General features: G+C 70.0%; 20 protein-coding genes. 6 read left to right on the forward strand and 14 right to left on the reverse strand.

Features of this window, described 5'->3' with window-relative positions:
- Nucleotides 1-13: 13 nt before the first annotated feature.
- The 5 genes from AC1ROC_RS08205 to AC1ROC_RS08225 all read right to left on the reverse strand — a co-directional run bounded on the left by AC1ROC_RS08205 (nt 14) and on the right by AC1ROC_RS08225 (nt 6,210).
- Entirely contained in the window at nt 14-2,143 is a 2,130-nt protein-coding gene (locus AC1ROC_RS08205) for an APC family permease (protein ID WP_492999389.1), read from the reverse strand.
- Between the two features lie 273 nt (nt 2,144-2,416).
- Complete coding sequence (locus tag AC1ROC_RS08210; RefSeq protein WP_085371313.1) at nt 2,417-3,043, reverse strand: PadR family transcriptional regulator; 627 nt, start codon at nt 3,041-3,043, stop codon at nt 2,417-2,419.
- A complete protein-coding gene (locus tag AC1ROC_RS08215) occupies nt 3,040-3,924 on the reverse strand; it encodes a DUF4097 family beta strand repeat-containing protein (protein WP_492999392.1) in 885 nt (294 codons plus the stop codon). The genes AC1ROC_RS08210 and AC1ROC_RS08215 overlap by 4 nt, the downstream gene beginning before the upstream one ends.
- 551 nt (nt 3,925-4,475) lie before the next feature.
- Entirely contained in the window at nt 4,476-5,105 is a 630-nt protein-coding gene (locus AC1ROC_RS08220) for an antibiotic biosynthesis monooxygenase (RefSeq protein ID WP_168690387.1), read from the reverse strand.
- Between the two features lie 55 nt (nt 5,106-5,160).
- Nucleotides 5,161-6,210, reverse strand: a complete 1,050-nt coding sequence (locus AC1ROC_RS08225; RefSeq protein WP_434949834.1) for a LacI family DNA-binding transcriptional regulator — start codon at nt 6,208-6,210, stop codon at nt 5,161-5,163.
- Between the two features lie 332 nt (nt 6,211-6,542).
- Here AC1ROC_RS08225 and AC1ROC_RS08230 point away from each other — a divergent pair, with 332 nt between their 5' ends.
- The 5 genes from AC1ROC_RS08230 to AC1ROC_RS08250 are packed head-to-tail and all read left to right on the forward strand — an operon-like array spanning nt 6,543 to nt 12,722.
- Nucleotides 6,543-7,796: a sugar ABC transporter substrate-binding protein gene (locus AC1ROC_RS08230; protein WP_085370913.1), complete on the forward strand. Its 1,254-nt coding sequence runs from the start codon at nt 6,543-6,545 to the stop codon at nt 7,794-7,796.
- 24 nt (nt 7,797-7,820) lie between these two features.
- Nucleotides 7,821-8,984 carry a carbohydrate ABC transporter permease gene (locus AC1ROC_RS08235; protein WP_492999396.1) on the forward strand — a complete coding sequence of 388 codons (1,164 nt, stop codon included), beginning with the start codon at nt 7,821-7,823 and terminating at the stop codon, nt 8,982-8,984.
- Complete coding sequence (locus AC1ROC_RS08240) at nt 8,981-9,907, forward strand: carbohydrate ABC transporter permease (RefSeq protein ID WP_085370911.1); 927 nt, start codon at nt 8,981-8,983, stop codon at nt 9,905-9,907. Before AC1ROC_RS08235 ends, AC1ROC_RS08240 begins: the two co-directional genes overlap by 4 nt.
- The gene (locus tag AC1ROC_RS08245; RefSeq protein WP_492999399.1) at nt 9,904-10,692 is read left to right on the forward strand and encodes a Type 1 glutamine amidotransferase-like domain-containing protein; all 789 of its coding nucleotides are present in this window, start codon (nt 9,904-9,906) and stop codon (nt 10,690-10,692) included. The genes AC1ROC_RS08240 and AC1ROC_RS08245 overlap by 4 nt, the downstream gene beginning before the upstream one ends.
- Entirely contained in the window at nt 10,689-12,722 is a 2,034-nt protein-coding gene (locus AC1ROC_RS08250) for a glycogen debranching N-terminal domain-containing protein (protein ID WP_492999402.1), read from the forward strand. Before AC1ROC_RS08245 ends, AC1ROC_RS08250 begins: the two co-directional genes overlap by 4 nt.
- A 54-nt stretch (nt 12,723-12,776) precedes the next feature.
- Here the strand turns inward: AC1ROC_RS08250 and AC1ROC_RS08255 are convergent, their stop codons facing one another.
- On the reverse strand, nt 12,777-13,850 hold the full coding sequence (locus AC1ROC_RS08255) for an NAD(P)-binding domain-containing protein (RefSeq protein WP_085370909.1): 1,074 nt from the start codon (nt 13,848-13,850) through the stop codon (nt 12,777-12,779).
- A 145-nt stretch (nt 13,851-13,995) separates the two neighbouring features.
- Here AC1ROC_RS08255 and AC1ROC_RS08260 point away from each other — a divergent pair, with 145 nt between their 5' ends.
- Nucleotides 13,996-14,199 carry a DUF3073 domain-containing protein gene (locus AC1ROC_RS08260; protein WP_055898390.1) on the forward strand — a complete coding sequence of 68 codons (204 nt, stop codon included), beginning with the start codon at nt 13,996-13,998 and terminating at the stop codon, nt 14,197-14,199.
- 42 nt (nt 14,200-14,241) lie between these two features.
- Here AC1ROC_RS08260 and AC1ROC_RS08265 read toward each other — a convergent pair whose 3' ends face one another.
- The 8 genes from AC1ROC_RS08265 to purF all read right to left on the reverse strand — a co-directional run bounded on the left by AC1ROC_RS08265 (nt 14,242) and on the right by purF (nt 23,185).
- Nucleotides 14,242-14,856 (reverse strand): response regulator transcription factor, encoded by a 615-nt coding sequence (locus AC1ROC_RS08265; protein ID WP_492999404.1) that lies wholly within the window; start codon nt 14,854-14,856, stop codon nt 14,242-14,244.
- The gene (locus AC1ROC_RS08270; protein WP_492999406.1) at nt 14,853-16,034 is read right to left on the reverse strand and encodes a sensor histidine kinase; all 1,182 of its coding nucleotides are present in this window, start codon (nt 16,032-16,034) and stop codon (nt 14,853-14,855) included. Before AC1ROC_RS08270 ends, AC1ROC_RS08265 begins: the two co-directional genes overlap by 4 nt.
- Before the next feature lie 25 nt (nt 16,035-16,059).
- Nucleotides 16,060-16,803 (reverse strand): ABC transporter permease, encoded by a 744-nt coding sequence (locus AC1ROC_RS08275; RefSeq protein WP_492999408.1) that lies wholly within the window; start codon nt 16,801-16,803, stop codon nt 16,060-16,062.
- Nucleotides 16,800-17,774: an ABC transporter ATP-binding protein gene (locus AC1ROC_RS08280; protein ID WP_492999410.1), complete on the reverse strand. Its 975-nt coding sequence runs from the start codon at nt 17,772-17,774 to the stop codon at nt 16,800-16,802. The genes AC1ROC_RS08275 and AC1ROC_RS08280 overlap by 4 nt, the downstream gene beginning before the upstream one ends.
- 177 nt (nt 17,775-17,951) lie before the next feature.
- Entirely contained in the window at nt 17,952-19,265 is a 1,314-nt protein-coding gene (locus AC1ROC_RS08285) for a Calx-beta domain-containing protein (RefSeq protein WP_492999412.1), read from the reverse strand.
- Between the two features lie 132 nt (nt 19,266-19,397).
- Nucleotides 19,398-20,420: a glycosyltransferase family 2 protein gene (locus AC1ROC_RS08290; RefSeq protein WP_492999414.1), complete on the reverse strand. Its 1,023-nt coding sequence runs from the start codon at nt 20,418-20,420 to the stop codon at nt 19,398-19,400.
- A 41-nt stretch (nt 20,421-20,461) separates the two neighbouring features.
- The gene (gene purM / locus AC1ROC_RS08295) at nt 20,462-21,583 is read right to left on the reverse strand and encodes a phosphoribosylformylglycinamidine cyclo-ligase (protein WP_085370902.1); all 1,122 of its coding nucleotides are present in this window, start codon (nt 21,581-21,583) and stop codon (nt 20,462-20,464) included.
- Between the two features lie 27 nt (nt 21,584-21,610).
- Nucleotides 21,611-23,185 carry an amidophosphoribosyltransferase gene (gene purF, locus AC1ROC_RS08300; RefSeq protein WP_085370901.1) on the reverse strand — a complete coding sequence of 525 codons (1,575 nt, stop codon included), beginning with the start codon at nt 23,183-23,185 and terminating at the stop codon, nt 21,611-21,613.
- Nucleotides 23,186-23,190 lie beyond the last annotated feature (5 nt).

The following is a 23,190-nucleotide window of genomic DNA, read 5'->3' on the forward strand; positions in this document are numbered from 1 at the left end:
GGTCAAGCGGCGATCAACGCTTGGCGCGGGCCGGGATCTTCTTCGTCTCCGACACCGGCGTCTGCGGCTGCGGCTGCTGATCCGTCGCGCCCTGCGTCGGCGCGGGCGACTGCCCGGCGGAGGCGGGCGTCCCGTGGCCGCGGGGATGACCGTGCTGCTTCGACGCCGGCTCCAGCGGACGCCGCGCGACCGGGCGCACCGGCTCGCCACGGCGATCCTGACCGGGAAGCGGGCGGGAGCGGCGGCCGTAGATCAGCGACGACGAGTCGAGCAGCCACGGCACGAGCGCGACGGTCACACCGTGGCAGAGCAGCAGCTGCTGCCGGATGCGCCGCGCTCGGTGGTTGTGCAGCAGCGACTCCCACCAGTGCCCGACGATGTACTGCGGAAGGTAGACGGTCACCACTTCGGAGCCGTGCTCCTCGCGGCGGTGCTTCAGGTACTTGATCAGCGGGTGGCCGAACTCGCGGTACGGGGACTCGATGATCGTCAGCGGCACGTGGATGTTCTGCTGGATCCACTGCTGCTGCAGCTTCTCCGTCGACTCCTCATCGACCGCCACGTGCACGGCCTCGATCGAGTCGTGCCGGGCGGCGATGGCGTAGTCGAGCGCCTTGAGCGCCGGCTTCTGCATCTTGCCGACGAGCACGATCGCGTGGTCTCCGCGGCTGCCGAACGTGGTGACCGGGTCGACCTCGATCTCCTTCTCCACGTCCCGGTAGTAGCGGTTCACGCCGAGCATGAGCAGCCACAGGATGGGCATGAAGATGAAGACGAGGTATGCGCCGTGGGTGAACTTGGTGATCGTCACGACGATGAGCACCACGGCGGTGAGGAACGCGCCGAACGCGTTGATGCAGAGCGAGCGGACGATGCTCGACCGTTCGTGCGGCTTCACGGTCCCGGACCGCAGCAGGGTGATCCAGTGCTTGACCATCCCGGACTGGCCGAGCGTGAACGAGACGAACACGCCGATGATGTAGAGCTGGATGAGCTGGGTCAGGTTGGCGCGGTAGACCAGCAGCAGCACGGTCGCTGCGAGGGCCAGCAGGATCATGCCGTTCGAGTAGACCAGGCGGTCGCCGCGGGTGTTCAGCGACTTGGGCGCGTACGAGTCGCGGGCGAGCACGGAGCCGAGCAGCGGGAAGCCGTTGAACGCGGTGTTCGCCGCGAGCAGCAGCACGACGGCGGTGGCGGCCTGCACGATGAAGAACAGGATGGTGTTGTTGCCGAACGTCGCTGCGGCGATCTGGGCGATCAGGCTGCGCTGCGGCTCGGTGGCGCACTGCGCCCAGCCCTGCAGGTCGCAGGGGTTCTCGGCGTAGTGCACGCCGCTGATCAGGGCGACCGTGGTGAGCCCGGCGAACAGGATGATGGCGATGCCGCCCATCAGTCCGAGCGTCTTGCGGGCGTTCTTGATCTTCGGGGTGCGGAACGCCGGCACGCCGTTGGCGACGGCCTCCACACCGGTGAGGGCCGAACATCCGCTGGAGAAGGCGCGCAGCAGCAGGAGCACCGTCGCGGCCTGGGTGAGGCTGGTGGCGTGCACCTCGAAATTCGCGGACTCGGCGATCGGCGCATCCCCGAACGCGGTGCGCACCAGCGCGGTCACGATCATCACGAAGATGCTGCCGATGAAGAGGTAGGTCGGGATGGCGAACGCCTTGCTCGACTCCCGCACGCCGCGGAGGTTCACCGCAGCGATGACGATCACGAAGAGCACGGCCAGCTCGACCCGCCAGTTGGACAGGAACGGCAGCGCCGAGATGATGTTGTCCACACCGGATGCGACGGACACGGCCACGGTGAGCACGTAGTCGACGAGCAGCGCGGAGGCGACGACCAGGCCGGCCTTCTCACCGAGGTTCTTGTGCGCGACCTCGTAGTCCCCGCCGCCGGACGGGTATGCCTTGACCAGCTGGCGGTAGCTCAGCACGACGGTGATGAGGAGCACGACGACCGCTGCGGCGACCCACGGGGCGAAGCTCAGGAACGCGAGTCCGCCGATGAGCAGGATCATCAGGAGTTCCTGCGGAGCGTACGCCACGCTCGACAGTGCGTCGGAGGCGAAGATGGGTAGGGCGAGGTGCTTCGGGAGTAGCTGTCCTTCGAGCTTTTCGCTCGGAAGCGGGTCGCCGATCAACCACCGCTTCGGGGATCTCCCCTCATTTGTCACGAGCCTCGACACTACTCGCTGCCAAACCGCTGTCAAGTCGGCGCGTCGCGGCACCCGATGCTTGCGGTTCTGCGAAGGATTGTGTCTGCGCTTTCAGCCGCCCGAAATGAAAGCAAAACCCCTGGAAACACGCCGGAAACACGGAAAGCGCGCCCGCACCTGAGTGTCGGACGCGCTTTCGCTGAGTGTGGCTGTGTGCAGAGAGGGGACGGCGTGTCGAGACGCGCGTCCGGCGTCCGCTCAGCGGCGGCCCAGGGCCTCCAGCACCGTGGCGCGCACGCGCGCGAGCTCGGACTTCAGCTGCGGCACCACCCCATCCGGGATGTCGCCGCGCGCCGCCTGCGACCGGAAGTCGGTGCGGAGCTGCTGACGGAACTCGTTCAGCGCCGCCTCGGCATCCCGGGCCGCCGCGTTCGCCGCTTGCCGCGCATCCCGCCCCGCGTCGCGCGCCTCCTGCCGCACGTCGATGCGCGGGCCTCTGCTCGCATCCCGTGCCGCCGAGGCCAGGTCGGCGCGCAGCGAACGCATCGCCTCGTTGACGCCGGCGCGCACCTCGTCGGCGAGACGACGGACGGAGTCGGTGACCTCGTCCTCGATCGCGTCGAGCTCGTGCTCCCGCTCCGCCAGCTCTGCCCGGCCGGCGTCGGTGATCGCGTAGACGGTCTTCCTGCCCTCCGCCGCCTTGGTCACCAGGCCCTCCTCCTCGAGCTTCGCGAGCCGCGGGTAGATGGTCCCTGCGCTCGGGCTGTACGTGCCGCCGAAGCGGTCGCTGAGCGCCTGGATGAGCTCGTAGCCGTGCCGGGGCGACTCCGCCAGGAGGCTGAGCAGGTAGAGGCGCAGACTCCCGTGCGCGAACACGGGGGTCACGCCGACGCCCCGTTGTGGTCGGAGCCGGAGGCGGAGCCAGCGGGTGCGTCCGTGCCAGCGCCAGCGCCCGTGCCGGTCGGCGCGCTGCGCAGCACGTAGACGTTCCCGGACACCGAGTTGGCGTTGACGTCCATCCAGGTGCCGTCGAGCGAGCCGGAGGTGCCCTGGTACGTCTTGCCGGGCATCCCGTGGATGAAGGTGTTGTCGAGCTGCACCTTGCCGGAGATCGTGTTGACCCGGTAGCGCGCGCCGAGCGCCTCGGGGACGCGGATGGTCAGGTCGCCGGAGACCGTGTTGCTGGAGATCTCGTCGGGCGTGCCGACCACATCCACCATCACGTTGCCGGAGACGCTGTCGACCGTGAACTTCGGGATGCGACCGGATGCCGTCACGTCGCCGGACACCGTGTGCGCGAAGATGCGGCCGGAGTGGTCGCGGGCGGAGAGCTCTCCGCTGACGCTGTTGAGCTCGATGTCGCCCGTGACGCCGTCGACGACGATGTCGCCGGAGACGGTGCTGAGCTTCGCGTCGGTCTCGAGGCCCGCGACGAGCGCCGTGGCGGAGACGACGCCGAGCTTCAGCGCGACATCGCGCGGCACGAGCACGCTGACCTCGGCCCTGGCGTTGTCCCGCATCGACTTGAACACCTCGATGAAGTTGTCCCAGCGAAGCTGCGGGTGATCGATTTCGAGACGGTCGCCGTCGAGCGTGATCTTGAGGTCGCGGCCGGTGACCGAGTGGACCTCGACCCGCGCTCCCTGCTCGTCGTGCCCGATGATGTCGACCTGCCCTGCGATGAATCCGGCCTTGAGCGATCGGACGAGCTCGACGTCGATGGTCTTGCTCTCGCCGGGCTGGATCAGCCACTTGTCTTGTGTCATTGCGTGCTCCTGAGTGCTTTCGTTCGCGGACCGCTGCCGCCGTCCGCCGGTCGGTGCCCGCTGAGCGGACCCTCGGTGATTCGCGATATATCGCGTTGTTGACAAGGTCACGATATATCGCGTCTGCGTGCGGCGCAAGTGGATGCGGCGAAAACGGAGCGGATTCAGGGTGCGGTCAGGGTTCCCCCTGAGCGCGGACCTCGCCCCGCTTCCTCCGCTCGAACGTCGACCCGCCGCAACGGGACCGGATTATCCGCCCAAACGGAAAAGCCGCCCCATCGGGGCCGGATTCTCCGTTCGAGCGAAGAAAAGCCACATCCGGGCCCGATTCAACCGCCCGAACGGAACCTTGCCCGGCGTGTCGCGCGAGACTTCCTCCGGTACGCTCGACGGCCTGCGCCCATCCACGTTTTCCGTTCGTGCGGAACTTCGCCGCGACGCGCCGACGGGAGTTCCGTTGGGGCGGAGAAAGGAGGATCAGCGCACGCGAACTCCGCGCGAACGGACAAGCCTGGCGGGCGGCGATCAACGGCCACACCCGGCGGAAGCCGTCAGCGGCGGGGCCGCTGCAGCCACGGGTGCAGGATGCGCGTGACCAGCGGGAGCAGGAGGTACGTCATCGTCGGGGTGAGGCACAGCGTGGTGATCAGCACCGTGGCCGGAAGCCAGAGCTGGTGCCAGAACGGGACGAAGGTGGTCACGAGGAACGTGAACAGCAGCGACAGCGGGAAGAAGCCGAGCCAGATGGTCACGGCCTGCTTCCAGCGCGGCGGGGAGGTCGGGGCGAGGCGGTCTGGCGCATCCTGAGCGTCTGCGCCCTGCGTCTGGTGCTGCGGCTGGTCGAACCAGCCCTCGATGCCCGTGCGGCGCTCCACCCGCGAGAGCTCGACCAGTTCGCGGCCCTCGAACAGCCAGGCGGCGCGGTCCTCCGAGCCCTCCCAGGCGTCCAGTGCCGCATCGTCGGCGAAGCGGTAGAGCATGTGCCACTCGTCCGAGTCGTGGGCGGCGCGCACCCAGCCGGAGCCGAGGAAGCCCTCGTACGTGTTGGCGATGTTCACGCCGGATTGCACCCAGCGGGTCACGTCCGGCAGGCGGGTGCTGTCGACGCGGCGGGTGATGGAGACGGTGACGGGGAGGCGACGCGCTTGTGGCGCATCCAGCAGAGACTCTTGTGGAGGCATACCTCCAGTGTCGCCGACGGAGCGTTACACGCGCATTTCGGGATGCTGCACGGTGTCAGCGAGCGGCCGTGATCACGGTCGGGCCGTCGCGCACCACCAGGTGCGGAGCGACGAGTCTGTGCATCGGGTCGGCCGTCGACGATCCGGGATGCACGCGGCCGCCGTGCGTGCCGGTCAGCAGGTCGAGGACGCCCGCCGCCACCTCGTCGAGCGGCTGCTCGACGCTCGAGAAGCCGAGGGATGCGGCGACCGGCGTGTTGTCGTAGCCGACCACCGGGATGCGGCCCGCCGTGGCCATGAGCGCGCCGAGGGCGAGCGAGTCGCTCGTGCAGACCACCGCATCCACGGTGCCTGCTGCGCGCTCGAGGCGGCGCATGGCGTCCGCGCCGAAGGTGACGCCGTCTTCCGCGGCGACCTCGAGGGAGGCGAGGTCGTCGTCGCCGAGGCCGCTCCCCGCTCGCATGGCGTCGAGCCAGCCGCGGCGGCGGTCGTCGCCGGTCCCCGAGCCGCTCGGCCAGCCGACGAAGCCGATGCGGCGCGCGCCGGTGCCGAGCAGGTATGCGGTGGCGTCACGCAGCCCGGACGAGCCGTCGACGTCGACCCAGAGGTGCTGCGGGTCGGCCATGTCGTCGATGCCCCACGGCCGGCCGAAGGTGACGAACGACTGGCCGTGCTCGATCAGCCACTCGGTGCGCGGGTCGCCGTGGAAGGTGGAGGTGAGCACGAACGCATCCACGTCTGCACCGTCGCTGAGCCGGCGGAACTGCTCGATCTCCCCCTCCGGCCCGGATGCGGTGAACAGCAGCACGCGCAGGTTCATCCGGTCGGCCTGCTCCGTGAGCGCGTGCAGGAATCTGTCCAGGATGCTGCCGGAGATGCCGTCCGTGGTGATCGGGTCGAGGCGGATGCCGATGGTGGAGCTCTTCTGGGTGCGCAGGCGCCGGGCGGAGGCGTGCGGCCGGTAGCCGAGTTCTGCGATGGCGGCCTGGACGCGTTCCCTGGTCTCGGGGCGGACGAGCTGCGGGGAGTTGAGGACGTTGGAGACGGTCTGGCGGGAGACGCCTGCGACGTCGGCGACGTCGCTGACCGTGGGTTGAGCACCCATGTCTCTCCTCTCCGTCGGCTGGATAAGACCCTAGCGTGGCGCCGCTTGACACGTCGGGAACGCGGTGGTTATCTTGGCAGCACCCCGATTTGATCGTTCAAAACATAACCTAGCAGTGCAAAATTTGATCGATCAAACCCGTTCGACAGACCAAGGAGGTCCGATGCCCGCGACGATCGCCCCGCATCCCTCCCGTCCCGTCTGCCCTGCCGATCCCGGCCGCCCCGGCAGCCAGCTCGGCCCCGCCCACCCGGGCGCCCACACCCGTCCCTTCCCCGCCTGACCCCCCTGTGCGTCCGATGACGGGCGCACTCACACCAAGGAGAGAACACATGCAACGACCTTCACACCGGTGGCTCGCCGGCGGCGCCGTCGCCGTCGCGACCGCCCTCGCCCTCACCGCCTGCGGCTCCGGCTTCAGCGGCGGGAGCGGAGACGACTCGTCCGGCAAGCTCACGTCGTCCGACAAGGCGCTGACCGTCATGATCGGCTCGTCGGGAGACGCCGAGACCGCCGCGGTCAAGTCCGCGGTCGCCGACTGGTCGAAGAGCGACGGCACCAAGGCGTCCGTCGTCGCGGCGAGCGACCTCAACCAGCAGCTGTCCCAGGGCTTCGCGGCGAAGAAGCCCGCCGACGTCTTCTACCTGTCGACGGATGCGCTGGCCGGGTACGCCTCCAACGGCTCGCTCCTCGCATACGGAGACCAGCTCTCCAACAAGAGCGACTTCTACCCGAGCCTGGTGAAGTCGTTCACCTACGACGGCAAGTTCTACTGCGCGCCGAAGGACTTCTCCACGCTGCAGCTGATCATCAACACCGACATGTGGTCGGCCGCGGGCCTCACCGACAGCGACATCCCGAAGACGTGGGACCAGCTGCAGGCCGTCTCCAAGAAGCTCACCGGCGCCGGCCACGTCGGCCTCGGCATCTCCGGCGAGTACGCGCGCATCGGGTCGTTCATGACCCAGGCGGGCGGCAACCTGATGAACGACGACAGCACCAAGGCCACCGCCAACAGCGACGCCAACGTCAAGGCGCTCGACTACGTCAAGACGCTGCTCAACGACGGCGACCTCAAGTACGCGAAGGACCTCGGAGCCGGCTGGGGCGGCGAGGCGTTCGGCAAGGGCCTGGCCGCGATGACCATCGAGGGCAACTGGATCACCGGCGCGCTCTCGTCCGACTTCCCGAACATCAAGTACAAGGTCGTCGAGCTGCCGAAGGGCCCGGCCGGCAACGGCACCCTGCAGTTCACCAACTGCTGGGGCATCGCAGCCGACAGCCCCAACCAGGCGGCGGCGCTGAAGCTCGTCGAGAAGCTGACCAGCAAGGACGACCAGCTCGCCTTCTCCAAGGCGTTCGGCCCGATGCCGTCGATCAAGTCGGCCGCCGACGAGTGGAAGTCGCAGAACCCGGACCTCGTCCCGTTCCTGAACGCCGCCGACTACGCCAAGGGCGTTCCGACGGCCAAGGGAGCAGCCGACGTCGTCACCGACCTCAACAGCAAGCTCGAATCGCTGTCGACCGGTGACCCGAAGGCGATCCTGGATGCGACGCAGAAGAACCTCGAAGCCCTCCTGAAGTAGCCGAGTAGCCGAGAGCCAAGCACAATGTCGCAAACCACGAGTCGGTCTCGCCGTTCCGGAATCCGGCGCGGCGAGGCCGCCTCGGGGTGGTTGTTCACCGCCCCGGTCATCCTCCTCCTCGGGGTCTTCCTCGTCGTCCCCGTGCTCATGGCACTGTGGGTGAGCTTCTCCGACTGGGGAGGCCGGGGCAGCCCCTTCTCCTCCGGGGTCCACTTCGTGGGCTTCGAGAACTACCAGGCGATCCTCTCCGGAGGCGGACTGGCCGAGCAGGACTTCGGCATGTCGCTCAAGAACAACGCCTGGTACGTGGTGCTGGTGGTCCCCATCCAGACCGCCGTCGCCCTCGGGCTGGCCGTGCTGGTCAACCGGGCGATCCTGCGCGGACGCGGCTTCTTCCGCACCGCCTTCTACTTCCCGTCCGTGACCAGCTCGGTCGCGATCACGGTGCTCTGGCTGTTCCTGTTCAGCACGACGGGCGCCGTGAACAAGGTGCTCTCCTGGGTCGGCATCAACGGACCCAACTGGTTCAACGATCCAGACGGCATCGTGCACAACTTCCTCGGGCTGTTCGGCGTGAAGCAGGGGCCGAGCGCTCTCACCCAGAACACCCTGCTCGGCGTCTCCTGGTGGGACTGGCTCGGCGGTCCGTCCGTCGCGATGAGCGCGTTCGTCATCATGGCCGTCTTCACCACGAGCGGCACGTTCATGCTGCTGTTCATCGCCGCGCTGCAGAACCTCGGCGGCGACATCACGGAGGCGGCGATGATGGACGGCGCGAACGGCTGGCAGCGGTTCTGGCGCATCACGCTCCCGCAGCTCCGCCCGACGCTGTTCACAGTGCTCACCCTCGGGCTGATCGGGTGCTGGCAGGTCTTCGACGCCATCTACACCGGCACGCGAGGCGCGCCGGGCAAGACGACGCTGACGCCGGCGTACCTCTCATACAAGAGCTCGTTCGTCGACCAGGACTGGGGACAGGGCGCCGCGATCGCGTTCATCCTGTTCGTCATCATCGTGGTCTTCACCATCTTCCAGCGCTGGGTGCTGCGCGAACGCAGCGTGTCCAAGCGCCGGATGCGGTTGTACCAGCCGGCCGTGACGGCGTCTTCAGAGCCTGCCCAGTCGGCAGACAGCAACGCAGACAGCAGTGCAGACAGCAGTGCAGACAGCAGAGGAGTCCGCCGATGACCGCCGGGACCACCACCTCCGATGCCGCGAACACGATCGCCGTCGGCACCCTCGCGAACGCGCAGCCCCCGCTCCGCCCTCAGCGGCAGCGGTCCACCGGCTCCGTCGTCGCGTCGTCGATCACGTACGCGATCCTCGTGGTCATCGCCGTCATCTACATCGCGCCGTTCCTCATCCAGCTGGCCACCTCGTTCAAAACGGACGCGGATGCGACGGCCAACCCGGTGTCCCTGATCCCGGAGACCTGGACGACCGCCGCGTACACGAAGCTCTTCCTCAACTCCGACTTCCCCACCTGGTTCAAGAACTCGATCATCGTCACCGTGTTCGTCACGGCGGGGCGCGTGTTCTTCAACTCGCTGGCCGGCTACGCGCTCGCGCGCCTGCACTTCCGCGGCCGCGGAGTCGTGTTCGCCGGGCTCGTGGCCGTGATGTCCGTGCCGGTGGTCGTGCTGCTCATCCCGAAGTTCCTGGTCATCAACCAGCTCGGGATCTACGACTCGTACGCGGGCATGATCATCCCGCTGCTGACGGATGCGGCCGGAGTGTTCATCATGAAGAACTTCTTCGAATCCATCCCGGCGAGCGTCGAGGAGCAGGCGCGCATCGACGGAGCAGGCACCTTCCGGGTGTTCTGGTCGATCGTGCTTCCGATGGCGAGGCCGGCACTCATCACCATCGTCATCCTGTCGTTCCAGGGGTCGTGGAACGAACTCGCGCACTTCATCGTGTCCACCCAGGATCCGTCGCTGACCACGCTGACCAAGGGCGTCGCCGGGCTGGCGAGCGGGCAGCTGAGCCAGGGCAGCCAGTACCCGATCAAGCTCGCGGCGGCGGCGATCATGACCATCCCGGTTGCCGTGCTGTTCTTCATCTTCCAGCGGCGCATCATGAACACCAGCGAAGGGGCGGTGAAGGAGTGACCGCCGCAGCGCCCACCATCGTCGCCACCTGCGGCGGCCTCACCCCCGGCACCTGGACCGACGCGGCCTACGGCCCGCTGATCGAGCACGCCGTGTCGCTCGCCCGGGTCTCCGGCCGCCGTCCGCGGGTCACGCACGTCAACACGGCGGGCGGAGATCAGCGCCAGATCGAGGGCACCGAACTCGAAGCCGCGCGTCTCGCGGGCGTCGACGCCGTGCATCTGCGTCTGTTCCCCCACCCGAACGTGGAGGACGTGCGCGCGCACCTCCTGTCTCAGGATGTGGTCTGGGTCAGCGGAGGCAGCATCGTCAACCTTCTGGCCGTGTGGCGCGCCCACGGACTGGATGCGGTCTTCCGCGAAGCCTGGGAGGCCGGCGTCGTGCTCGCAGGAGGGTCGGCGGGTGCGCTCTGCTGGCACAGCGGAGGGACGACGTCGTCGTTCGGCCCGCAGATCGGCGCCGTTCCCGACGGGCTCGGCCTGCTGCCCGGCTCCCTCGGCGTCCACTACGACTCCGACCCGAACCGCAGGGTCGCCCACCGCGCGGCGGTCGCCGCCGGGATCCTGCCGGACGGCTACGCGCTCGACGAGGGGGTCGGCCTCGTCTACGACGGCACCCGCCTCGTCGAGGTGATCGCCGAACAGCCCGGCCGCTTCGCCTGGCGCGTCGAGCGCGACATGGCGAGCGCCGACCCGTCCTCACCCGGCGTCCGCGAGAGCAGGATCGTGCCGCGCACACTCACTTCGACCAGACCATCAGACAACCCCCACTCCGAGGAGGCGTGAACGCCACGATGACCCAGCCGCTCCAACCCCTACTGCACGACAGTGTCGTGGTGCTCACCGCGCCCAGCCAGGCGTGGTCGACAGCAGACGGCACCGTCGACGGCCGGGGCATCCACGGCTTCTACCACTCGGACCTGCGGGTCCTCGGCGGTATCGGGCTCACCATCGACGGCGCGACACCGGAGCACATCGCTACGGGCTCCCCCGACGCGGCGACGGCCGTGTTCACCTCCCTCGCCCGCGGCATCGACGACCACACCGCCGACCCCCGCGTGCGCATCGACCGCACCAGGAGGGTCGACGCCGGTTCCCTGGTGGAGTCGATCACCGTCAGCAACGCGCTGTCCACGGCCGTCCAGCCCACCGTCGAGGTGTCGCTGCTCGCCGACTTCAGCCCAATGCAGGTGGTGAAGGCCGGACTGACCGGCAGCGAGCATCCCGTCGTCGCGACAGCCACGGCGGACGGCGTGACGTTCGCATCCGGGGCGGTCGCCGCCACGGTGGTCGCGCCTGCTGCCAGCGTGGCGGTGGACGACATCGGCGCGACACTGATCTGGACCGCCGAGATCCCCGCGCACAGCACCGTCACCTTCACCTGGCGCATCGAGGTCGACGACCCGACGGCCGTGGTCGCCGGTGCGGAGCCGTCGCAGGACTGGGCATCGTTCTCGGCCGCGACGGGCGACTCCCGTCTCGCCGCCTGGCTGCACCGCGCGCTCGGCGATCTGCAGGCGCTGCGCATGTCCACCACCGACCGTCCGGAGGACGTCTTCCTCGCGGCGGGCGCCCCGTGGTTCTTCACGCTGTTCGGCCGCGACTCCCTCTGGGCGGCCAGGATGCTCCTGCCGCTCGGCACCAACATCGCCGCCTCCACGCTGCGCGTGCTCGCCTCGATGCAGGGCACGGAGACCGTGAACGCCACTGCGGAGCAGCCGGGCAAGATCATGCACGAGCTCCGCCCCGCCGCGCTGACCATCCCCGGCGAGGGCGTCGTGCTGCCCCCGCTCTACTACGGCACCGTGGATGCGACGGCCCTCTGGGTCACGCTGCTGCACGACGCGTGGACCTGGGGCATGCCCGCCGCAGAGGTGGAAGCCCTGCTGCCCCACCTGGAGGCCGCCCTCGCGTGGATGCGCGACTACGGCGACAGCGACGGAGACGGCTTCCTCGAATACGTCGACACCACCGGCCACGGCCTCGCCAACCAGGGCTGGAAGGACTCGGGCGACTCCATCCAGTGGATGGACGGCACCCTCGCCGACGGACCCATCGCCCTCTGCGAGGTGCAGGGCTACGCCTACGAGGCGGCGGTGGGCGGCGCGGAGCTGCTCGAGGCGTTCGGACGCTCCGGCGCCGACGAGTGGCGCACCTGGGCGGCGGAACTGAAGGAGCGCTTCGCCGCATCCTTCTGGATCGACGACCCCGACGGCGCATACCCCGCGATCGCCCTCGACAGCGCCAAGCGCAAGGTCGACACGGTCACCAGCAACATCGGGCACCTTCTCGGCACGGGCATCCTCACCGCAGACCAGGCCGCGCTGGTGGCCCGCCGCCTGGCCTCCCCCGAACTGAACTCGGGCTACGGGCTGCGCACCATGTCGTCGGCGTCCGGGGGATACTGGCCGCTGAGCTACCACGGCGGCTCGGTGTGGGCGCACGACACGGCCATCGTCATCACCGGGCTCGCCCGCGAAGGCCACACCGCCGAGGCGGAGGCGCTCGCGAGCGGCCTGCTCGCCGCCGCGGAGGGCTTCGGCTACCGGATGCCCGAGCTGCACTCCGGCGACCCGGCGACGCTCACCGCGACCCCCATCCCGTACCCCGCCGCGTGCCGCCCACAGGCCTGGTCGGCAGCGGCGGCGGTCGCCGTGCTCGGGGCGCGGCTCGGTCTCCGCGCCGACGCGCGCGCCGGAACCCTCTCCGTCTCGCCGGCGCCCGGCGTGGGCACCATCGAGGTCGACGGTCTCCGGTTCGCCGGGGAACCGGTGAGCATCGCGGTCGACGACGCCGGGGTGGTCACGCGGAGCTGAGGGGCTGAGCAGGCTGAGCAGCTGAGCGCTGCTGTGGGAGCCTCCGGGGGGCTCCTACAGCTGCGCCATGATCTGCCTGGCGATCACGCGCCCTGCGCGGTTCGCGCCGATGGTGCTCGCCTGCGGGCCGTATCCGGCCAGGAAGATGCGCGGGTCCTGCCACGACGCACCCGATGCAACGGTCAGCCCTCCGGACTTCTCGCGCAGCCGCAGCGGCGCCAGGTGACGCAGCTCCGGGCGGAAGCCGGTGGCCCAGATGATCGCGTCCGCGCGCGTGAAGGAGCCGTCGCCCCAGCGCACGCCGTCCCGCTCGATGGCGGCGAACATCGGCCGCTCGACGAGCAGCCCGCGCGAGATCCCGGAGGCGATGCGCCTGGTGCGAGGGACGCCCGTGCCGCTCACGATGCTGGGCAGCGCCCCGCCTGCGCGGGCGGCAGCATCCTGTGCGGCCACCGCCGCGACGCCGCCCTCGATGGTCAGCTCGGACTCGTCCTTGAACTCGACCGGCCTGCGGGTGGCCCAGACGACCGCATCCGCCACGTTCTCGAGCTCCAGCAGGAACCCGATCGCCGACGTCCCCCCTCCGACCACCACCACGGACAGCCCGGCGAACTCCTCGGCCGCCAGATAGCCCGAGGTGTGCACGTGCCGCCCGGCGAACGCGTTCATCCCCGGGTAGTACGGCACGAACGGCGCGCCCCAGGTGCCGGATGCGTTGACCACCATCCGTGTCGCCGTCTCGCCGCGGGTGTGCTGCACGATCAGGTCTGCCCCGCGGTCGAACACGCTCGTCACGGTGACGGGACGCTGGACGTCGAGCCCGAAATGCTCCTCGTAACGGCGGTAGTAGCCGGCGACGATGTCCTTGGCCGGGAGCGACCTGTCCGCGGTCTCGAAGCTGATGCCGAGCTCGGCCATCCCCGGCAGATCGTTGACGTGGTGAGCGCTGCCGAGCTTCAGTGCATCCCAGCGGTGCTGCCACGCTCCGCCGGTGGACGGACCGCGGTCGTAGACGATGAAATCGGTGCCGGGAGTCAGCTCGAACCGGCGAAGATAGTAGGCGACAGCGAGACCTGCCTGGCCTGCGCCGATGATCGCCACCTGAGTGTCGGTCCTCGTCGTTGTCACGCGCCCATCCCATCATGTCTCGCTGTGCGCGAACTAAGGGCCACTCAGGTCCTACATGCTAAACTAGACGCTAGTTTTCACGTTCATGTTCGGATTCCCGGGTGGCTCATCTCCTACCCGGCCTGGCACCGTAAGGGGGTCACGCATGGGGCGCGGCCGTCAAAAGGCAAAGCACACCAAGATTGCGCGCGAGTTGAAGTCATTCAGCCCGAACGTGAACTACGACGCGCTCGAACGTGAGCTGACGGGACACTCTCACAACGACGAGCAGTACGAGAAGTGGGCGGACTACGAGCCCGAGGGCTACAAGGACGACTACGAAGACGAGGAAACGCCGAAGCGCGCCTGACGGCCCCGGCGGATGTCGTGCATCACGGCCGGCTCCCGCACCTCACAACCACCCCTGTGAGGCCGCGATCGTCGCCGCTTCCGAGCGGTTTCGCGCGCCCGTCTTCCCGATCGCGTTCGACAGGTGATTGCGCACCGTTCCCTCGCTGAGGTGCAGTTCCCGCGCGATATCGGTGACGCTCCCTCCCCGGGCGGCCACGGACAGCACCTCCGTCTCGCGCGGCGTGAGCGGCGACGTCCCCGACGCCAGCGACTCCGCCGCCAGCGTCGGATCGACCACCCGCAACCCCTGAGCCACCCGCCGCACGGCGTCGGCCAACTGCCCGGACGGCGTGTCCTTCACCACGAACCCGGATGCGCCCGCCTCCATCGCACGCCGCAGGTAGCCCGGCCGCCCGAACGTCGTGACGATCAGCGACCGGCAGTCCGGATACTGCGAGCGCAGAGCTGCGGCAGCCTGGATCCCGTCCAGGCCCGGCATCTCCACGTCGAGGAGCGCGACCTGCGCCGCCGACGCTCGTGCCGCATCCACCACCTCGTCGCCGCGTCCCACCTGGGCGACCACCGTGAGATCCGGTTCGAGGTCGAGCAGGGCGGCGAGCGCACCGCGCACGAGCGCCTGGTCGTCGGCCAGCAGCAGCCGGATGGGTTCTGTCACGCTTCCGCCTTCCGCACCGTGAGGCGCACACCGCCGTGGGGGCTGGCACTCACCAGCACCCTGGCCCCGACCGCGCGGGCCCGCGCGATCAGCCCGTCGAGCCCATTGCCACCTGCCGGCGGGAGCGCCACGCCTCCCGGCGCGCGCTGGTCCGCCGCCGAGCCAGGTCCCACGGCACCGACCCCGGCCATCCCCCGGCCGTCGTCGTCGATCTCCAGCCTGTCTTCCGTCACCGTCACCCAGCAGTTGCGCGACCCGGAGTGCCTGATCACGTTAGTGACGCCTTCGCGCAGCACCCAGCCGAACAGCTCCCGCAGCTCGGGGTCGACGCCGTCGCCGTTGCGCGGCAGGTGCGCCTCGATGTCGGCGGCGGCGAGCGCAGCCTGCGCGGCGGCCAGCTCGGTCGACAGGCTCATCTCGCGGTAGCCGGCGACGGCGGCGCGCAGGTCGGCGAGCGCCGACCTGGCCAGGCGCTCGATGTCCGCGATCTCGTCCTCCGCCCTGGCCGGGTCGAGCGGCACGAGCCTCCTGGCCAGCTCCGACTTCACCGTGACGACGGTGAGCGAGTGCCCGAGCACGTCGTGCATGTCTCGCGAGAACCGGGCGCGTTCCTCGATCACGGCCAGCCTGGCGATCTCGCCCTGCGCCTCCCTCAGCGCCCGCAGCGACGCGATCTGGCGGGAGAACGCCGACATCATCACCCCGATGGACACGGTCACGAGGGCGATGTACCAGCTGTCGTCGAACTCGCCCGCGAGGAAGATGATGGCCAGCTGCAGCGCGCCGATGATCCCGATGATGATGAGCGATGTCCGCGCGCTGGTCAGCACCATCCCCGCCGCGCAGGCGACGTACACCCAGGTCCAGGTGGTCGCCGTCCCGATGAACGGGAACAGCAGGCAGGTGAACGCGAAATACACGCCGACCCCGACCAGACGCACCCGTTCGCTCTCCCACCAGAGCAGCGGGGGAAGGAGCAGGAAGCCGACGTAGACGACCACGAGCAGCGCGGTCGCCGTGACCTTCGTGGCTGTGTCGCCCACCGCCGTCCACAGGCCGACCAGGACCGAGATCTGGTAGAGCAGGCCGATCATGGCCCCGGGATACCAGCGGCGTGCGGCCGGGTGGGTGAGGCGCGGGACGACTCCGGCCGGGCGGCCGCTCTCTGTGCTCTGCACGCTCACCAGCCTAGGCCGCACGCCGTCAGCTGCGCGCGGCATCCCGGCGGTAGCGCCAGATGATGAACGCACCGAGGGCGATGGTCCAGCCGGCCAGCACGAGGGCGGGCGAGAGGATGTCGCCGCTCTGGTGGGCGCCCATCTGGCCGATCCTGTTGAGCCAGTACGACGGGACGATCTGGGCGACGTTCGCCACCCAGGCGGGGAAGATCTGCAGCGGAACCCACAGGCCGCCCAGCACGGCCATCCCCATGAACACCGCCATGAAGAGCGGCTGCGCGAACTCCGGCTTGGCGAACTGGCCGATCAGGATGCCGAGCAGCGCGAACGGGATGACCCCGCACCAGATGGCGAGCCCGGTCGTGAGCCAGTTCCCAAGCGCGAGCGGCGGGTGGTAGAGCAGTTCGGACACGGTGAAGATGACGACGATGGACACCAGCGCCATCAGCATCGCCGTGATCGCCTTCGAGACCAGATAGCCGGTGCCGGTCAGCGGCGTGATGCGCAGCTGGCGATTCCAGCCGATCGAGCGCTCGGTGACGATGTTGAACGCCTGGGACAGCGCCGCCATCATCCCTCCGTAGCTGGCGACCTGGATGGTGGTGACCACGATCCACGGGAGCTTCGTCACCGGGTCCACCTGCCCGCTGCCGCCGAAGCTGCCGCCGAACGCGACCAGCATGATGAGCGGGACGGCCAGGGTGAAGATCATCGAGCGGGCGTTCTTGAGCTGGCGGAAGGATTCCAGCCCGAGGTAGGCGATGCTCATCGGAGTGCTCCGTTCGTGATGGTGTCTGTGGTGGGTGCGGTGGTGGTGGGCGCGGTGCCGGCCAGGCCCGTCGCGCCTTCGGTGAGGGCGAGGAACGCGTCGTCCATCGTGTGCGCCGTGACCTCGATGTCGTGGATGTCGTCGTGTGCGGCGAGCAGGGCGCGCAGGGTGGCGTCGGAGTCGTCGCTGACGATGGTGAGCTGGCCGGAGCGGTGGTCGAGCGAGCGGACGCCGGGGAGGCGGCCGAGCGCATCCCGTGCTGCGTCGGTCCAGTCGAAGTCGATGGATGCGCGGATCCGGCGCCCGGACACCACCGCCTTCACCTCGTTGGGCGTGCCGTCGGCGACGACGACCCCCTTCGAGAGCATCACGATCCTGTCGGCGTACGTGTCCGCCTCGTCGAGGTAGTGGGTGGCGAAGACGACGGTGCGCCCTTCGTCGGTGAACTCGCGCATCGACTGCCAGAAGGTGCGCCTGGCCTCCACATCCATCGCCGCGGTCGGCTCGTCGAGGAACAGCAGGTCCGGGTTGGAGACCACCGCGACCGCGAACCGCGCCCGCTGCATCTGCCCGCCGGACAGCTTGCTGACCTTCTGCTTGGCGATCTCGGTGCACCGCGCCCGTTCGAGCGCCTCCTCGACGCTCAGCGGATGCGCGTGCGCCGCGGCGACGAGCGCGACCGACTGTGCGACGGTGAGCGTCGGCAGCAGCGCGCCGCCCTGCAGCATCGCCCCGACCCTCCCCTGCTCGATGGCATTGCGCGGGCTCTCCCCGAACAGGGTGGCGGTGCCGGACGTCGGATGCGCGAGCCCGAGCGCCAGGTCGATGGTGGTCGACTTGCCCGCGCCGTTCGGCCCGAGCAGCGCGACGACCTCGCCGGGCGCGATGCTGAGACTCACGCCGTTGACGGCGTGCAACGAGCCGAACGACTTCCGCAGGTCGGTGAGCTGGATGGCTGGTGTCTGATTCACCCTCTCAGACTGGCGGCGCGGAGGCGGCGGGGAGCAGAGCGGATGTCAGGGATGCCGGGTGACATTTGTCATGAGGGTGGGGCGGGTGGGGGGTGCGGCTAGCGAGCGGGCTGCGAGACGAGCGCGGGGTGCGACGAGCGAGCGAGATGCGTCGAGCGCGCGGGGTGCGTCCGCCGCTCACACCCGCGCTTCGCGCGAGCCGCCGAACCGCACCAGCCCGACCACGCCCAGGATGCCGCCCGCCGTGAGCAACGCTGCCCCGATCAGCATGGCCAGATCTTCGGCGTGGGCGACCGGGGACGGGCTCGTCGGGTCGCCGGCGGGGAGGACGGAGTCGCCGCCGATGCCGCCGGAGCGCGATGCTCCGGTGACCGCGGCGCCGCCCGGGGTGGACGGGACCGCGGGGAGCGTGATCGTGGCGGAGGCCACATCCACGGTGGTCGTCGCGCGCTGCAGCAGCACGAAGAACCCGGATGCCGGTGCTCCGGGAGCGCGCGCCGCGAGCCGGATCTCGATGGTGGCGCTCGTCTGGCCGTCGTGGAAGGCGAGAGTGCCGCGGGAGGCCGTGTACTCGGTCCCGGCGACGGCGGTCCCGTCCGCGGTGGCGTAGTCGACGGAGGCGGCCCCTGCACCGGATGCGCGGCTCACCGTGACCGTCGCCGTTCCGCCGTCCGCGGAGGGGGTGACGGAGGTGGCGGTGATGCCGAGCGCGCCGGTGGCGGTCGTGACCGTGAGCGGCGACGTGCGGGTGGATGGACGGAGCTGTGAGCCGTCAACCGGGCGGTACGCGGCGGTGACGGTGTGGTCGCCGGGCGGCGGAGCGGGAAGGTCGGCGCGCGCCACGCCGTCTGCGCCGACGGCGGCGGTCACGGGCGCTGCGCCGTCGACGGCGAACTCGACGGTTCCGTCGGTGGGCGGCGCGAGGAACAGCCGACCGACCGCTGCGGACACGGTGATGGTCGCGCCGGACGCCGCGACGCGTGGGGCGGAGAGCGCCACGGTGGTGACGGTGGCGCAGGACGGGGCGCCTGCATCGATGGTGACGGTCGCGCCGCCGAGCTGCCAGGTGGCGGACGGGGTGCTGTGCGCATCCAGGGTCAGCGACCAGACGGCGTGGTGCTCGCCCGGCTCGAACGCGGTGGGCTGGCCGCGGTCGGCACGGCCGGGCGCGAGGCCGTTGCTGCCAGCGGCCGCCACGACCCGCAGGGTGTCGTGCGCGGAGCTGCGGTAGCCGAGCAGGACGGTGCGCGAGGTGACCGTGCTGCCGAGCGGCGCATCCACGATGCAGTCGACGAGCGGCGTGAGCGTCCCCGGCGGGACGGCGGAGGCGGGAGCCGGTGGCGACGACGGTGTGGATGTGGAGGACGGTGCGGACGTGGAGGAACCGGAAGCAGGGGCGGAGGGCGTCGCCGCCTGCGCGGGAGCCGCCGCGGCCTGCGCCAGCAGCGCGCCGCCGCTCACGGCGACGACGAGTCCGGCAACGCCGAGCATCCTTCGGATACTGGAATACATGGCGGCCACGACCGCAACTCTAGCCGGTGGGGGCCGACCGGCGCGTCTACCACAACGGGTGACATCGCGAGATACCACCAACTGTCGCGAAACGCCCGGGATGCGGCGCAGTTACTGGTATCTCGTCCGCAGCGCGCGCAGCGAGTTGCCAGCGCGGGCCAGGCGGCCGTCGGAGTAGCGGACCCCGCCGCGTACCCGCAGCCCCACCGCGATCCACGCGCAGACGCCGCGTTCCAGGACCCAGAGCGGCGCCCACAGGGCGCTCGTCGCCGGGAACGCGCGCCGGGTCCGCGCACCCCCCTGCCGCACCCCGTCCCCGCGCCGCCGCACCTCCGCGCGCGCATCCCCGCGCCGCCGCCCGGCCTCCGCCGCCGCGACCGCGACCGCCCCCAGGGCGGGCAGCCAGCGCGGCGCGCGCACCGCCAACACGAGCACCACCGGCAGGATCAGCAGCTCGGCCGCCAGGCGTCCCGGCTGCGCGAAGCTGTCGTACGCCTGCCGCACCCGCTGCCGCAGGAAGTGCGCGGCAGACGGAGGGCGTCGCGCCACCAGGCAGTCGTCCGCCGCGAGATGCGTCCCACCCGCTGCCCGCACCGTCCGGATGAGCTCCAGGTTCTCGAACAGCACGTCGCCGTCGTATCCCTCTTCCGGCAGCGCCGACCGGCGCAGGGCGAGCGTGCCGGGGTAGTCGTGCGCCAGCGCCCGGTTGAGCAGGATGCGCGCCGTATCCCACCTGGCGTGCCAGGGCAGCGGCGCGAAGAAGTTCTGCGGCGTGACCACGTCGGCGACGCCGAGCAGGTCCACGACGGTCGCGAGGGCGGCAGCGTCGTAGCGCACGTCGTCGTCGCCGAGGACGATCCGCTCGTGCCGGGATGCGCGGATCCCGGTCATCACGCCGGCCACCTTGCCGTTGCGTCCGGGCCGCGGCTCGACGGGGAGGTGCCTGACCGCCGCAGGGAACGCCGACGCGTGCCGGGCGAACGCGGCGGGCGCAGAGCCGTCGACCACCGTCACGTCGATCAGTGCGGACAGCACCTGCAGATACGCGGCGAGCTCGGACAGCGCACCATCCGCGTCAGCGTCGTCATCGTCGTCGTCCCAGCGCAGCGGCAGCACGTATTCGGCGTCGATCATGCCGTGAAACGTACGCGCGCGGGGCGCCGCCTGCTAGCCGATCAGTTCGCGTAGCTCCCGACGAGACGCACAGCGCCGCCGTCGACGCCCTTCGCGCCCTGCTCGAACCCGGTGAGGTCGCGCGTCGAGGTCGACACCGTCCCGACGCTCCAGGCCGGGATGCCGTCCTGCTCGATCGCCGCGATGACCCGGTCGGCGGCCGGAGCGGCGACGACGGCGAACATCCCGATGCCGAGGTTCCAGGTGCCTTCGCTCGACTCCAGGCTGCTGCCGGCGAGGTCGCTCAGGATGCGGAACACGGGGCTCGGCGACCAGCTCGCGCGGTCCACCTCCACCCACGATCCGACCGGAAGCACGCGCGCGAGGTTCGCGGCGATGCCTCCGCCGGTCACGTGGCTCAGCGAGTGGATGGCGCCGGCGAGCGACGGCTCGCTCAGCACCCGCAGGAGCGGCGTGGTGTAGAGCCTGGTCGGCTCCAGCAGGGCCTCGCCGACGGTGCCGCCGAACGCATCCGAGTGGTCGGTGAAGCCGATGCTGTTCTTCGCCAGGATGTGGCGCACGAGTGAGAAGCCGTTGGAGTGCAGGCCGGAGGACGCGAGCGCGATCACCAGGTCGCCGTCCTGCACCAGCTCGGCGCCGAGCACGGCGTTCGCCTCGACGGCGCCGACCGCGGCGCCCGCCACGTCGTAGTCGTCCGGGCCAAGGAGTCCGGGGTGCTCCGCGGTCTCTCCGCCGACCAGGGCGGTGCCCGTCTCCTCACAGGCGCGCGCGATGCCGGCGACGATGTCGGCGATGCGCGACGGCACCACCTTTCCGCAGGCGATGTAGTCCGTCATGAACAGCGGCTTCGCACCCACCACGACGATGTCGTCGACGACCATGCCGACCAGATCCTGACCGATGGTGTCGTGCTTGTCGATGGCCTGCGCGATGGCGACCTTCGTGCCGACGCCGTCCGTGGACGTGGCGAGCAGCGGGCGGTCGAACAGCTTGAGGAACGACACGTCGAACAGCCCGGCGAACCCGCCGACCCCGCCCAGGACGTTCGGACCGTGCGTGCGGGACACCGCCGACTTCATCAGCTCGACGGCGAGGTCACCGGCGGCTGTGTCGACGCCGGCCTCGGCGTAGGAGGCGGACGTGAATGCGGGCTGTTCGGTCACGGGGTCAATCGTACTGGGACCGGGCTGCTATTCCTTGCGCCCCGGATCTCCGTACGAGGGCAGCAGCACGCTCTCGAACTCGGCGTCCGGACCGGGATCGCATCCATCGGCCGCCGCGCCCTCACCCTCGCCGCGCGGAGCCTCCGGGCGTTCGAGCAGGTTCTTGCCGAGGTGGTGCGCATCCGGGAGCTCGATCGGGTACACGCCGGTGAAGCAGGCGGTGCAGAGACGTTCGCGCGGCTGCTCGGTGGAGGCGATCATGCCGTCCTCCGACAGGTAGCCGAGGCTGTCCGCCCCGATCGACTGGCGCACCTCGTCTACGCCGAGGCCCGTGGCGATGAGCTCTGCGCGGGAGGCGAAGTCGATGCCGTAGAAGCACGGCCAGGTGATGGGCGGGCTGGAGATGCGGACGTGCACCTCCGCCGCTCCGGCCTCGCGCAGCATCGAGACGAGCGCGCGCTGGGTGTTCCCGCGCACGATCGAGTCGTCGACGACCACCAGGCGCTTGCCCTTGATGACCTCTTTCAGCGGGTTCAGCTTGAGCTTGATGCCGCGCTGGCGGATGGTCTGCGACGGCTGGATGAACGTGCGGCCGACGTACGAGTTCTTCACAAGTCCCTGGCCGAACGGGATGCCGGACGCCTGCGCGTAGCCGATCGCCGCCGGGGTTCCGGACTCGGGGGTCGGGATGACGAGGTCGGCTTCGACCGCGTGCTCGCGGGCCAGCTGGCGGCCCATCTCGACGCGCGCCTCGTGCACGCCGCGGCCGGCGATGGTCGTATCGGGACGGGCCAGGTAGACGTATTCGAACACGCAGCCCGCGCGCTTCTCCTCGGCGAAGCGCTGGCTGCGGAGGCCGTTCTCGTCGATGGCGATCAGCTCGCCGGGCTCGACCTCGCGCACGAAGCTCGCGCCGACGATGTCGAGCGCAGCGGTCTCCGAGGCGACGACCCAGCCGCGCTCCAGGCGTCCGAGCACCAGCGGGCGGACGCCCTGCGGGTCACGCGCCGCGTACAGGGTGTGCTCGTCCATGTAGACGAGGCAGTATGCGCCGCGCAGCCGCGGAAGGACTTCGAGCGACGTGGCTTCGAGGGTGTGGTCGAGGTCGCCGGTGAGCAGCGCGGTGACCACGGCGGTGTCTGTCGTGTTGCCCCTGGACAGCTCGCCGTCGTGCTCCGGATACCGGTCGTGGACGAGCTGCATCAGCTCGGCCGTGTTGGTCAGGTTGCCGTTGTGGCCGAGGGCGACCGTGCCGCTCGACGTGCGGCCGAGCGTCGGCTGCGCGTTCTGCCAGCTGGATGCGCCGGTGGTCGAGTATCGCGTGTGCCCGACGGCGATGTGGCCGGTCAGCGAGTTCAGCGCGTTCTCGTTGAACACCTGCGAGACGAGACCCATGTCTTTGTAGATGAGGATCTTCGAGCCGTCGCTGGTCGCGATGCCCGCGGACTCCTGCCCGCGGTGCTGCAGGGCGTAGAGACCGAAGTAGCTGAGTTTGGCGACTTCCTCGCCAGGGGCCCAGACACCGAAGACACCGCAGGCATCCTGCGGACCCTTCTCGCCGGGAAGTAGATCGTGACTGAGAAGACCGTCGCCTCCGGACAAACCGG

This window comes from Leifsonia sp. GW821-FHT13C05, from assembly GCF_058806515.1.

Excerpts from the sequence above, each read along its gene's own strand:
- AC1ROC_RS08285 (WP_492999412.1), bottom strand. The coding sequence starts at position 19,265 with ATGCTCGGCGTTGCCGGACTCGTCGTCGCCGTGAGCGGCGGCGCGCTG.
- AC1ROC_RS08275 (WP_492999408.1), bottom strand. The coding sequence starts at position 16,803 with ATGAGCATCGCCTACCTCGGGCTGGAATCCTTCCGCCAGCTCAAGAAC.
- AC1ROC_RS08235 (WP_492999396.1), top strand. The coding sequence starts at position 7,821 with ATGTCGCAAACCACGAGTCGGTCTCGCCGTTCCGGAATCCGGCGCGGC.
- AC1ROC_RS08240 (WP_085370911.1), top strand. The coding sequence starts at position 8,981 with ATGACCGCCGGGACCACCACCTCCGATGCCGCGAACACGATCGCCGTC.
- AC1ROC_RS08230 (WP_085370913.1), top strand. The coding sequence starts at position 6,543 with ATGCAACGACCTTCACACCGGTGGCTCGCCGGCGGCGCCGTCGCCGTC.
- AC1ROC_RS08220 (WP_168690387.1), bottom strand. The coding sequence starts at position 5,105 with ATGCCTCCACAAGAGTCTCTGCTGGATGCGCCACAAGCGCGTCGCCTC.
- AC1ROC_RS08260 (WP_055898390.1), top strand. The coding sequence starts at position 13,996 with ATGGGGCGCGGCCGTCAAAAGGCAAAGCACACCAAGATTGCGCGCGAG.
- AC1ROC_RS08215 (WP_492999392.1), bottom strand. The coding sequence starts at position 3,924 with ATGACACAAGACAAGTGGCTGATCCAGCCCGGCGAGAGCAAGACCATC.
- AC1ROC_RS08290 (WP_492999414.1), bottom strand. The coding sequence starts at position 20,420 with ATGATCGACGCCGAATACGTGCTGCCGCTGCGCTGGGACGACGACGAT.
- AC1ROC_RS08225 (WP_434949834.1), bottom strand. The coding sequence starts at position 6,210 with ATGGGTGCTCAACCCACGGTCAGCGACGTCGCCGACGTCGCAGGCGTC.